Consider the following 12147-nt stretch of genomic DNA (forward strand, 5'->3'; position numbering starts at 1 on the left):
GACGGGAAAGCGTCTTGGAAGACATGGGTTTTTCCTTAGAAAGTCAGGCCGGTCAGCATCGCCAGATGTTCGGCGATGGGGCCCAGGGCCAGGACGGGCAGGAAGGTCAGGCCACCCACCAGCAGGATCGTCCCCGCCAGCAGGGCGACAAACATCGGCCCGTCGGTCGGGAAGGTTCCGGCGGAGGGCGGAGCACTGGTTTTGGCGGCCAGACTGCCAGCCAGGGCTAGCACGGCGATGATGGGTACAAAGCGGCCGAAGAACATCGCAGCCCCCAGCATCAAGTTATAGAACCAGCTATTGGCCGACAGCCCGGCGAAGGCCGAACCATTGTTCCCGGCGGCCGAGGCGAAGGCATAGAGCACTTCCGACAGGCCATGGGGACCTTGGCTGAACATACCTGCCCGTCCGGGTTCAACGGAAAGCGCGATGGCCGCGCCGATCAGGATCAGCAGGGGCGAGGCCAGCAGGGCGATAGCCGCCATCTTGGTCTCGCGCGCTTCCAGCTTCTTGCCCACGTAATCGGGACTGCGCCCGACCATCAGGCCCGCGACAAACAAGGTCACCACGATGAAGACGATGATGCCATAGAAGCCCGCGCCGACCCCGCCGATGATGACTTCACCCAGCAGGATATTCAGCAGCGCGACCCCGCCGCCCAGCGGCGTCAGGCTGGAATGCATGGCGATCACGGCGCCGCAGGACGCAGCGGTGGTGACAACAGCAAAGAGCGCGGAGGTGAAGCCGCCGAAGCGTACTTCCTTGCCTTCCATATTGCCCAGCATGGGGTCGAGCCCGGCGAGCAGCGGGTTGCCCGCGCCCTCGGAATAACCCGTCACCAGCACGCCGCCGACAAACAGGATCACCATCGCGCTGAGGATCGCCCAGCCCTGGCGTTGATTGCCGACCATGCGGCCAAACAGGTTGGTGATGCCAAAGCCCAGGCCAAAGATCAGCAGCATCTGGACAAGGTTGCTCAGCGCCGTCGGGTTCTCGAACGGATGGGCGGAATTGGCATTGAAGAAGCCGCCGCCGTTGGTGCCGAACATCTTGATCGACAGTTGCGAGGCGACTGGACCCAGGGCGATCTTCTGTCCCGTCACCGTCTCCACCGATGCCAGCAGGGTCTGCGGGACGCCCTGGGCGACGAAGAAGAGCGTTGCGACAAGGCAAACCGGCAGCAGCACGGCAAAGCTCGACCGCGTGAGATCGACCCAGAAATTGCCGATCTGCCGGGCGTTCTTGCGCGCAAAGCCCCGGATGACGGCGACAGCGACGGCAAGACCGGTGGCAGCCGAGACGAAATTCTGAACCGTCAGCACGACCATCTGGCTGAAGTGACTCATGGTCGCTTCGCCGCCATAGGCCTGCCAGTTGGTGTTGGTGACGAAGCTGATGGCGGTATTGAAGGCCAGATCGGCCGGAACCGCGCCGAAACCTTGCGGATTAAGCGGCAGCAGATGCTGCAGGCGCAGGACCGCATAGGTGAAGAAAAGCCCGGTCAGATTGAAGGCCAGCACGGACAGGGCATAGGCGGCCCATCCCTGCTCCCGCGCCGGATCGATACCCATCCAGCCATAAAGGCGGGCGGGGACCTGCCCGACGGGGGCGGTGAAGGTCTTATGGAGGAAAGCCCCGATGAAGGGGGTGGCCGCGATCAGCAGGCCAAGGAAGAGGGCAAGCTGCCCATAGTCGGCTGCACCCATGTCAGAAACGCTCCGGACGCCAGAGCGCTGCCAGCAGATAGGCCAGCAGGAACAGGGCGACGACGCCCCCCAGAACGAGATCCACGCTCATGGCGCTTACCCCCGTTCGACCAGAAGAACCAGCCCGGTGCAGGCTGTGAAGCCCAGAATGCCGAGGCCGATGCAGAGAAGATCAAGCATGATCCATCCTCAAGAATTGCGAGGGGATCAGGGTCGGATAAAAGCCCGTAAGGCTTCGCCGGCGTTCTTAACGCCTCAAAATAAGGATTCCATAAAGGCGGCACCCGACGCAGGCTGCTCTGGTCCCTCATGATGGAGCCTGGCTTTGAACATTCTGCGGCAGATCTGGTCCGAAGGACGCACCAGCACTAACGGCTGGATCGCAATCCCCAGCGTGTTATCAGCCGAAGCTTTGGCGGCGGCGAAATGGGACAGCATCACCATCGATATGCAGCATGGCACGGCGGATTACTCCGACCTGCTCTATCTGCTGCCGATCATCGAAAAGAGTGGCGCGGTGCCGATGGTGCGGGTGCCGTGGCTGGATGAGGCCTCGATCATGCGGGCGCTGGATGTCGGCGCGCTCGGCATTATCGCGCCGATGATCGAAACGGCGGCGGATGCGAGGCGACTGGTGGCTGCCTGTCTCTATCCACCGGACGGGGGGCGCAGCTTCGGGCCGATCCGCGCGCGATTGGCCTGGGGGGATGACTATGGCGCAAGGGCGAATGCCGAGGTCGTACCGTTCGCGATGATCGAGACCAAGGCGGCGGTAGCCAATCTAGACGAGATCCTGGAGACGCCGGGCTTGGGCGGTGTCTATATCGGCCCGGCCGATCTGGCCTTTGCCTATGGCTACAAGCCGCATTTCGACCGCACCGAACCGGATATGCTGGCCCTGATCGCCCGTATCCGCGAGGCCTGCGCGAAAAAGGGCTTGCCGTGTGGACTTCACTGCGGCGATCCGGCTTATGCCGCCCGGATGGCGGGCGAGGGTTTCTCGCTGGTCACCATCGCGTCGGACGCGCGGTTCCTGGAGGCCGGAGCGCGGGCCGCTCTCTCGACCTTTAAGAGTGCCAGTCAGCGCTAGGCACACTCGATGGATCGACGAGGCAGCGATAGACGGCTTCTTCCCGGAAAGCAAAGGCCCGCTCGATCTCCGGTGTCAGGCGCGCGCCCAGACCCGGCGTTTCCGGCAAGGTAACCATGCCGCTTTCAGGCCGCAGCTGGGTTGCGAACAGCGCCTCGCGCAACCCATAGGCAGGCATCGGCCATTCGATCATCTGGCCACCCCCGGCGAGGGCGGCGTGATAATTGGCCAGCATCCCGACGCCCGCTCCCCAGCAATGGACATAGACGTCGGTGCCGGTGGCCTTTGCTGCCTCGAAGACCTCCATCACCGGCCCGACCCCGCCGATGACGGTCGCATCGGGCTGGACGATATCGTAGCACCCGGCCTGAACGCGGGCGGAAAGCTCCTCCGGGGTCGTCACGATCTCACCGCCCGCGATGGGGACGCCCGCCGTCTTGCGTAACTCCGGCAGGGCGGATGTCGCGAGCGGTCCCTGGACCTCTTCCAGGAATGCAGGCCGTTTGACCCCCGCCGCATCATGGGCGGCCAGGAAAGCCAGCACGTCCTCGGCACTCTGCGACGGGATGGCGAGGTTCTGGGTCATATCGACGGCAATGGCGACTTTGCTCGATGCCCGGGCGCACCAGACCGCTTTATCCGCCTGATGGCGGCGGGCGCGGATCTTGAGGGTACCGATACCTAAGCGTTCGACATCGGCGATTTCCTGCTCCATGAAGGCGGGGGAGATCGAATCGCCGCCGCTGGCATAGGCCGGGAGCGGACGTGCAGTCTCGCCGCCAAGCGCGCGCCAGAGCGGCAGGCCGAGGCCTTGCGCGCGGGCGTCCTGCAAGGCGATCTCGAAGGCGCTGACCACATGCCTGGCCGCGCCCTGGAAGCTCCAATAGCCGGTGGCGATCTCGATATCGCGCACGATGGCGGCAAGGTCGCTTAGGTCGCGACCGGCCACGATTGGCGCGAGCAGGGTGACGATGCTTCTGAAGACTTCGGGTGCGAAGACGGCCAGATATCCTTCGCCGAGCCCGACGATGCCGTTATCGAAGGTGATCTCTACCAGTCCGGTCGTCCGCAACCCGCTCGGCAGATGCAGCAGCACCTCCATGTTGCCTTTCAGATCGGCATAGGGGGCGCTGAGCAGCACCGGGCGGACCGAGACGATCTTGGGCATAACCTAATATCCTTGGGCGAGATCCACGAGATTATGGAGGGGCTGACCAGTTTCGAATTTCTCGAAATTGCCTAAGAAGAACAGGGTCTTATCGATCAGCTCGTCGGCATAACCGCCGCCGGTATGCTGGGTCAGGATCGTGCGCGGCGCGCTCCAGAGCGGATGGCCGGGCGGCAGCGGTTCCTGGAGATGCACATCCAGCACGGCGCCGCCCAGATGACCACTGGTGAGACCGTCGAGGAGGGCTGCCTCATCCACCGCGCTGCCGCGTCCGACATTCACGAAAATCGCGCCTTGCTTAAAGCGATCAAGGCGTGCGCGATCAAAGATCCCCGTCGTGGCAGCGGTATTCGGCAGGGCGCTCACCACGATATCGAATTGCCCAAGAACGGCGTCCAGCGCTTCAATGTCGCGAAAATCCGCCTCGGGTGCCGTGCGGGCAAAGCTGGTGACTTCACACCCAAACGCCTGCAGCAGATCCCGGATGCGCCCGCCGATGGAGCCGAGCCCGAAGATGACGACCTTCTGCCCGGCGATCAGCCCCATGCGCTCGCGCATTTCCAGCGACATCCAGCGCTGTTCCTTCTGGGCCAGCGTCAGGATGTCCAGCCCGCGATAAAGCGACAGCAGACCGGCCAGTGCCGTCTCCGCCGCCGGTTCGGCGAACATGCCCTTGAGGTTGGAGACGGCGATATGGCTCATCCTGTCTGCGATGGCGCGGTAATATTCGAATCCGATGGATTCCAGCTGTAGCCAACGCAGGGCGCTGCCGGGAATCCAGTCGGCGGGAACATTGCCGAAACAGACCTCGCAGTCCGCAAAGCGGGCACGGTCTTCAGGGCCAATGGAATGTTTATCGACGATGATTGCATCGGGTAGGCGGTCGAGGATCAGGGTGCGGGCCCGGTCGTCGAGATAGGCATAAACAAAGGTCTTCATGCTGGCAGATCGTCCCGGATACAGGCGGTCTTGCGACCCGGCAGGGTTTCGCGCAAGGGCGGCGGAGCTTCGGCACAGGCAGGCAGCGCGACCGGGCAGCGGGTCCGGAACACACAGCCTGAGGGCGGGTTGGCCGGGCTGGGGATATCCCCCTGCAGCACCTGGCGCTGCTGCTTGACCAGCGGATCGAGCGAGGGGATCGCGGACAGAAGCGCCCGCGTATAGGGATGTTGCGGATTGGCGTAGAGCTCGGCCGCAGGGGCAATCTCCATGATCCGGCCCAGATACAGCACGATCACCGTATCGCAGATATATTCCACGACCGCGAGATCATGGGAGATGAACAGCATCGTCAGCCCTAAGCGGATCTGCAGATCGCGCAGCAGATTGATCACCTGGGCCTGGATCGAGACGTCGAGCGCCGATACCGGCTCGTCCGCCACGATGAACTCCGGCTCCAGCGTCAGGGCGCGGGCGATGCCGATGCGTTGGCGCTGCCCGCCGGAAAACTCATGGGGATAACGCTCGAAGGCATCGGCGGGCAGTTCCACCTGGGTCAGGGCTTTTTCGGCCCGTGCCCGCCGTTCGGCCTTGGTGCCGATGCCCTGGATATCGAGTCCCTCGGTCAGGATCTGGCCGATGGTCATGCGGGGGGACAGGCTGGCGAACGGATCCTGGAAGATATACTGCATCCGCCGCCGCTGACGCCGCAGGTCCGAGGCGCCAAGTTTGGTGATGTCGGTGCCGTCGATCAGAACCTCGCCCGAGGTTGGTTCAACAAGCCGCAAGACCGAGCGGCCGATAGTGGTCTTGCCGGACCCGCTCTCGCCGACAAGCCCGACGACCTGACCGCGCGGGATATCGAAACTGATGTCCTGCAATGCCTTCACCGTCGGGCCGGGCGAAAACGCGCTGCCGCCGAAGTGTTTGGACATATTGCGGACGGACAGGAAAGGCTGCGTCACGGGATCACATCTCCTGCCAGCGAAGACAGCGGCTCGATTGGGTCGGCGTGGCGGAAAAGAGCGGTGGCACCTCGGCCCGGCAGGCATCCATCGCCATCGGGCAGCGTGGGGCAAAGGCGCAACCTTGCGGTAGCCGCACCAGAGACGGCACATTCCCGGCAATGGTCGGTAGCGGCTGCCCCGACGCTTTCAGCGCCGTCGCCTCGCCAAGGCGCGGGACCGAGCGCATCAGACCGGCGGTATAGGGATGGCGCGGATGGGCGAAGACCTCTGCCACCGGGCCGCTTTCGACGATCCGCCCCGCATACATGACGACGACCCGATCCGCGATCTCGGCCACGACACCCAGATTATGGGTGATGAAGATAATCCCCATCCCGCGCTTGGCCTGCAGATCGGCCAGCAGTTCCAGGATCTGCGCCTGGATGGTGACATCCAGGGCGGTTGTCGGCTCGTCGGCGATCAGCAGCTGCGGATCGCAGGACAGTGCCATGGCGATGGTAGCGCGCTGACGCATCCCGCCCGACAGCTCGTGCGGGAACTGTTTGGCCCGGCGACCCGGATCGGGGATGCCGACCTGGGTCAGCAGCTTCACCGCATCCTCTGCCGCCTCTTTCCGGGATTTGCCGCGATGGATGCGGATCGGCTCTGCGATCTGCTCCCCGATGGTATAGACCGGGTTGAGGCTGGTCATCGGCTCCTGAAAGACCATGCCGATGTCGTTGCCCCGGATGCGGCGCATCTCCTCCGCATTCAGGCCCACGAGGTCGGTGACGACCCCATCCCGCCGCCGCAGCTTGATCGAGCCTTCGGCGATATGGCCGATCTTCTTGGGCAACAGCCCGATGATCGACAGGCTGGTGACGGATTTGCCAGATCCGCTTTCACCGACAAGCGCCACCGTCTCGCCCGAACCGACGGCAAGATCGATCTCCTGCACGGCCGCGATATTGCGGCCTGCAATGCGAAAGCCTGCCTGCAGGCCCGCTATGGAGAGGATGGGCGTCTCCACCGGATCAGCCAAGCAGCCCGACGCTGCGCAGGATGGCGTCGATCTTGGCTGCTTCCTCGTCGTTCAGGCTGCGCTGGGGTAGGGCCATGGTGTTGGTCTTGATGATGCCAAGGCTGCGCATCGCGGTCTTGAAGGCACCGACACCGGCAGACCCGGCACTCGTGCGGCCCAGGGAAATCCACACCATCTCGAACAGGCGCAACAGGCGTTCCTGTTCAGCTTTCGCCCCAGCGAAATCGCCCTTCTGAACGCAGTTCCACAGCTTCACATAGCCGTGCGGATCGACGTTGGCGAGGCCGGGGACCACCCCATGCGAGCCCATGGCCAGGGCGGTATCGACCATGATCTCCGACCCGGTCATGCCGAAGAAATTGGGATCGCCCGCCATATCCTGCAGCACATAGCGCAGGTTGCCATCGTCGCCGCTTGAGTCCTTGACGCCCGCGATGGCGCCTTCCTTGGCCAGGGTGACGGTGGTCTTGCGCTCCAGCTTCACATGGACGCAGACCGGGATGTCATAGGCGATGATGGGAATATCGACCGCATCCTTGATGTAGCGGAAGTGATCCACGATCTCGGGCTGGCTGGTGCGGGTATAGAAGGGCGCGGTCACGACGACGGCATCGGCACCGGCGGCCTTGGCGGTCTTGGTGTGGTTGATCACCCGTTCGGTCGTCGGGTCGATGGTGCCGACGAAGATCGGCAGGCGACCGTTATTGACCTTTACCGCATGGTCGATGATCGCGCGGCGGGCGGCGTCTTCGTGGAAGATGACCTCGCTGGTTGATCCCAGCACGAACAGCCCATGGACGCCGCCGTCGATCAGGTTTTCGAGCGTGCGGGTGAAGGAGGGGTAATCGACGCTGAAGTCTTTGTTCAGCGGGGTGACGACGGGGGGCACGACGCCTGTGAAAAGGGGCATTCTGCGATACCTTCAGTTGAGGTCTGAACGGGGGTCGAAAGCGTCACGCAAGCCGTCGCCGATGAAATTGATGGCGAGAACGGTGATGACGAGGGCGGCGCCGGGGAACATCCATTGCCAGGGGTATTGTTCGAGCACGACGGTGGAGCGGGCGAGGTTCAGCATGTTCCCCCAGCTCGCTTCCGGCGGCGCGATGCCGAGGCCGAGGAACGAAAGCCCGGCCTCCAGCAGGATCGCATTGGCGATCTGCAAGGTGGCATAGACCACCAGGATATCGATGCAGTTGGGCAGCCCGTGGCGGAACAGCAGATGGGGCATGCTGGCGCCCATCCCCCGGGCCGCGGCCACGAAATCCCGCTCGCGCAACTCCAGCAGCCGGGCACGGACCATGCGGGCCAGCACCGGCCAGGACAGCAGGGCGATGACCAGGATCGTCGGCCCGATGCCGGTCCCGGCGATGGAGGCCAGCACCAGCAGGAAGATCACCGGCGGCAGTGTCATAGCCAGATCGACAAGGCGCATGGAGGTGCCGTCGACCAGCCGTCCGCCGAAGGCTGCGAAAGCCCCGACCATGAAGCCGATGACGGTGGAAACGGCGACGGAGGAGACGGCGACCAACAGGGAAGTCCGGCCTCCTTGGAGAAGGCGTGCGAAGACATCGCGGCCGACACCATCGCTGCCCAGCCAATGGGTGGCGGATGGGCCTTTGTTGATCGAGCGCAAATCGATGGCGTTTGGGCCATAGGACCACCACCAGGTGTAGGTGGCGACGGCGATCAGGATCGGCACCAGGATCAGCAGCCCTGCCCAGGCGGCGCGGTTGCTGAAGAAGCGGTCGAGCGCGCGGCGCAGCGGACCTTTGGTGCGGGGCGGGGCGATGGGTGCGGCCGTCATCACGACACCTGAATGCGGGGATCGACGAAGGCATAGGCCACGTCGGTCAGAAGATTGACGAAGATCACGCAGGCACCGATCACCAGCGTCGCGCCCATGATCACCGGATAGTCGCGGGTGCTGACGGCATTGACGAGCAGCAGCCCCATGCCGGGCCAGTTGAAGACGCTTTCCAGGAAGATGGCGCCGCCGACCGCGATACCGATGGTCGATCCGATCAGGGTGATGACCGGCAGCAGTGCATTGCGGGTCGCATGTTTGACGATGACCCAGAATTCCTTGACGCCCTTGGCGCGGGCAGTGCGCACATAGTCCTGGTTAAGCACTTCCAGGAGCGAGGCGCGCATATAGCGCATGATCAGCGCGGCATGGCCGATGGACAGCAGCACGGCGGGCAGGATCAGATGCCCCAGCACATCCAGCAGGGAGTAGGGCGCACCCGGCGTCTGCATGCCGCCCGAGGGTGCCCAACCCAGCAGGACAGAGAAGAAATAAAGGCCCAGCAGCGCGCTTAGGAACGGCGGGCTTGAGATGCCGACGAAAGACAGCACGGACATAGAGATATCGGGCCAGGCATTGCGGCGCACGGCGCTGACGATACCGGCGGCAACGCCGACGACGATGGCGATGACAAGCCCGGCGCCCATCAACAGGGCCGTCGGCCCGACGCGATCCATGACCAGCGGCAGAACGGGGATGCCGCTGCGCTGGATCGAATAGCCGAAATCACCCGAGATGGCGGCGCGCGCCCAGGCGAAATACTGCACAGGCAACGGCTGATCGAGGCCCAACCGGTCGCGCAGCACCGCCAGATCCGATGTCGACATCGGGACCGAGGGGTTGATATAGGCGTCGATCGGATCGCCGGGGGTCAGGCGCAGCAGACCGAAGATCAGGACGCTCAAGGCGACCAGCATCAGCAGTCCTGTCGCCGTGCGGCGGGCAAGGAAGCCAAGCATCACTTATCCCGTAACCAGAGGAAGGTGGCAGACCGATCCTTGGGGAAGAACCGGCCTGCCAGTTGCGGGGGATCGGGAGGAGATCCGCCGCTACGTCAGACTGCTATTGGATGTCCCAGCGCTCGGGGTGCTGAGCGAAAGGACCGCCAGCGGGGGCCGGGACCCAGGTGAAGTCTTTGAGCTTGTTGGAGGCGACGCCGTAGCGGTTCGCAACCCACAGGGTGCCCCAGGGCAGGTCCTTGTTCATGACCTTGCAGACATTCTTCCAGGCGCCTTCGACCTTGGACTGGTCGGTTTCGGCCAGGGCGGTGTCGAAGGCGGCGCTGAGTTCATCGAACTCGATCCGCATGGTGTTGAAGCCTGCGGGCGGCAGCTGGCTCTTATTGAGGCCGGGATTGATGCTGGCCGGGTTCGGGCCGTTCTGCAGACCGGCGAAGATCATCGGGAAGGCATTCCAGTCCGGGGTGCCTTCCTTATAGACCGTGCCGTTATAGGTCGGGGTATCGACCACGCGCGGCACCACATTCACGCCGACCTGGGCCAGCATCGACTGGACGGCGGCCATGACGTTGGCAGCCTGGGGCGAGCCGTAATAGGTCAGCAGGGTGATCGGCTTGTTGCCGTTGATCTTGTCCCAGCCCGCTTCGGCCAGCAGCTTCTTGGCCTTGTCCGGGTTATAGGCATAAGGCTCCAGCCCATCGGGGACCAGATTGGCAGCCGTATAGCCGCAGTTCGCGGGCTTGGCGGCACCGCCATAGAGGCTGTCGATGATGGCGTTGCGGTCGATCGCATACATGATCGCCTGACGGACCTTCACGTCCTTGAACAGCGGCAGCTTCTGATTGAAGCCCAGGTAATTGACGACGAAGGAACCGCCCTCGATCACCTTGAAGTTGTTGTTGCCCTTGAAGGCGGCGGCATCGTCCGGCTCGACATAGGTGAACTGGATTTCGCCCGAGCGCAGGGCCGCGACGGCGGCGGCCGGATTTTCGAAGTAGCGGTTGATCAGCGTGGCGACCTTGGGCTTGCCGCCGCGATAGTCTTCGTCCGCTGCCATCTCGACATATTGGTCGGTGACATAGCGCTTGAACTTATAAGGGCCGGTGCCGATGGGGGCGGTGGACCACCAGGTGTTGGTCGCGATCTGCTCGGCCGGAATGGCGCTCAAGGCGTGTTCGGGCAGGATCATCAACTGCGAGAGGATCGCCAGGAACGAGCCGTTGGACTTCGACAGCTTGATCACGACGCTGCTGTCGGTCGGAGTTTCGACCGAGGCGATTTCCGAAAGGCGGGCAACGAAGAGGCTACCCGAGGCCTTGTTGCGGGCCAGATCGAGGGTGAACTTCACGTCCTTGGAGGTGAAAGGCTTGCCGTCGTGCCAGGTTTCCTTGACCAGCTCGAAGGTGAAGGTCGTCTGGTCGGGGCTGACCTTGAAGCTTTTGGCAAGGCCGCCTTCAAGTTCGGTCAGCCCGGCGTTCCATAGGATCAGCGGCTCGAAATAGGTATTGAGCCAGGTGAAACCGGCCGTCGCGACCATCGGATTGAAATTCTTGGGCAGGCCGCCCGGACCGACGTCGAAACCGCCGGTGATCGTCTTTGCGGCCTGGGCCTGGGCCATGGTCGGCAGTGCAGTGCCGAGCATCAGCGCGGCGGCGATGGCGATTGATTTTTTGCGCATCTTTGTTTCCTCCCTTAAGGAAATTAGGGCGTTCGATTTTTTGCGATGACTCGCTGGATACCCCTGTAGTGCTCGTCAAGCCGGTGCCGGGCGCGTTCCACGTCTTTTGCGGCGATGGCTTCGACGATCTCGTGGTGGTCCCGCCATGTGTCGAGCGGGCTTTCATTGTCGAGATTGGTGAAATCTGAGGCTTTGGTGAAAGCGACCCAGAAGATGTCGATCAGGGCGCTCAGCATGTGATTGTTCTGGCAGCGGAACAGCAGCTGGTGGAACTGCTGATCTTCGGCTGCAAAGCTCTCGTTGCGCTCGGCCCGCTGGCGCATGTTGTCGGTGACCTGACGCAGCTCCTCCAGGTCTTCGGCGCTGATCATCTCGATGGTCTTGGAGATGAGGCCGGTTTCCAGCACCCGGCGGATCTCGCGCAGTTCCTCGACATCGCGCAGGGAGTCCTGCAGCCCGTAGGCGAGGTTATCGAGCAGCGGTTTGAAGGAGAATTCCTTCACGAAGACGCCGATGCCCCGGCGGGTTTCCAAAATTCCCAGGGACTCAAGCGCCTTGATCGCCTCACGCACCGAGTTCCGGCCGACCCCCAGGCGCTGGGCCAGGAAGCTCTCCGGCGGGAGGGCATCACCGGCTTTCAGCTTATTATCCTCGATATAATTCCGCAGGCTCTCCTGCACGGTCACGTGCAGCAGGGGGGCGCGGCTCAAGGGGGCGATCGACTTCAGTACCGGCATCTCGTTCTCTGGCTCCAGGCTGGGTGTTGCGCAGGCAGATACCACAGCAGGGGGCGGTTGGCGACTTGTCGAATATG

12 protein-coding genes are annotated in these 12147 nt (G+C 63.4%); 1 reads left to right on the forward strand and 11 read right to left on the reverse strand.

Annotated features, from left to right (window positions below; translation table 11 throughout):
- Window positions 1-35: 35 nt before the first annotated feature.
- Both kdpA and kdpF read right to left on the reverse strand, forming a co-directional pair.
- On the reverse strand, window positions 36-1706 hold the full coding sequence (gene kdpA / locus ACFSM5_RS08155) for a potassium-transporting ATPase subunit KdpA (protein WP_379875827.1): 1671 nt from the start codon (window positions 1704-1706) through the stop codon (window positions 36-38).
- A gap of 1 nt (window position 1707) precedes the next feature.
- Window positions 1708-1797 carry a K(+)-transporting ATPase subunit F gene (gene kdpF / locus ACFSM5_RS08160; RefSeq protein WP_379875828.1) on the reverse strand — a complete coding sequence of 30 codons (90 nt, stop codon included), beginning with the start codon at window positions 1795-1797 and terminating at the stop codon, window positions 1708-1710.
- 234 nt (window positions 1798-2031) lie between these two features.
- Here kdpF and ACFSM5_RS08165 point away from each other — a divergent pair, with 234 nt between their 5' ends.
- Window positions 2032-2796: an HpcH/HpaI aldolase family protein gene (locus ACFSM5_RS08165; protein ID WP_379875829.1), complete on the forward strand. Its 765-nt coding sequence runs from the start codon at window positions 2032-2034 to the stop codon at window positions 2794-2796.
- Here ACFSM5_RS08165 and ACFSM5_RS08170 read toward each other — a convergent pair.
- The 9 genes from ACFSM5_RS08170 to ACFSM5_RS08210 all read right to left on the reverse strand — a co-directional run bounded on the left by ACFSM5_RS08170 (window position 2774) and on the right by ACFSM5_RS08210 (window position 12070).
- The gene (locus ACFSM5_RS08170) at window positions 2774-3964 is read right to left on the reverse strand and encodes a mandelate racemase/muconate lactonizing enzyme family protein (protein ID WP_379875830.1); all 1191 of its coding nucleotides are present in this window, start codon (window positions 3962-3964) and stop codon (window positions 2774-2776) included. The genes ACFSM5_RS08165 and ACFSM5_RS08170 overlap by 23 nt on opposite strands.
- 3 nt (window positions 3965-3967) lie before the next feature.
- Window positions 3968-4903, reverse strand: a complete 936-nt coding sequence (locus tag ACFSM5_RS08175; RefSeq protein WP_379875831.1) for a D-2-hydroxyacid dehydrogenase — start codon at window positions 4901-4903, stop codon at window positions 3968-3970.
- Window positions 4900-5868 carry an ABC transporter ATP-binding protein gene (locus tag ACFSM5_RS08180; RefSeq protein ID WP_379875832.1) on the reverse strand — a complete coding sequence of 323 codons (969 nt, stop codon included), beginning with the start codon at window positions 5866-5868 and terminating at the stop codon, window positions 4900-4902. The genes ACFSM5_RS08175 and ACFSM5_RS08180 overlap by 4 nt, the downstream gene beginning before the upstream one ends.
- A gap of 4 nt (window positions 5869-5872) precedes the next feature.
- Complete coding sequence (locus ACFSM5_RS08185) at window positions 5873-6880, reverse strand: ABC transporter ATP-binding protein (protein ID WP_379875833.1); 1008 nt, start codon at window positions 6878-6880, stop codon at window positions 5873-5875.
- A 4-nt stretch (window positions 6881-6884) separates the two neighbouring features.
- Window positions 6885-7802 (reverse strand): dihydrodipicolinate synthase family protein, encoded by a 918-nt coding sequence (locus ACFSM5_RS08190; protein WP_379875834.1) that lies wholly within the window; start codon window positions 7800-7802, stop codon window positions 6885-6887.
- Between the two features lie 12 nt (window positions 7803-7814).
- Window positions 7815-8696: an ABC transporter permease gene (locus ACFSM5_RS08195; protein WP_379875835.1), complete on the reverse strand. Its 882-nt coding sequence runs from the start codon at window positions 8694-8696 to the stop codon at window positions 7815-7817.
- Window positions 8696-9655, reverse strand: a complete 960-nt coding sequence (locus ACFSM5_RS08200) for an ABC transporter permease (RefSeq protein ID WP_379875836.1) — start codon at window positions 9653-9655, stop codon at window positions 8696-8698. Before ACFSM5_RS08200 ends, ACFSM5_RS08195 begins: the two co-directional genes overlap by 1 nt.
- A 103-nt stretch (window positions 9656-9758) precedes the next feature.
- A complete protein-coding gene (locus ACFSM5_RS08205; RefSeq protein ID WP_379875837.1) occupies window positions 9759-11333 on the reverse strand; it encodes an ABC transporter substrate-binding protein in 1575 nt (524 codons plus the stop codon).
- 23 nt (window positions 11334-11356) lie between these two features.
- On the reverse strand, window positions 11357-12070 hold the full coding sequence (locus ACFSM5_RS08210; RefSeq protein WP_379875838.1) for a FadR/GntR family transcriptional regulator: 714 nt from the start codon (window positions 12068-12070) through the stop codon (window positions 11357-11359).
- Between the last annotated feature and the right edge of the window lie 77 nt (window positions 12071-12147).

The organism is Lacibacterium aquatile (assembly GCF_042683105.1).
Lineage (GTDB): Bacteria > Pseudomonadota > Alphaproteobacteria > Elsterales > Elsteraceae > Lacibacterium > Lacibacterium aquatile.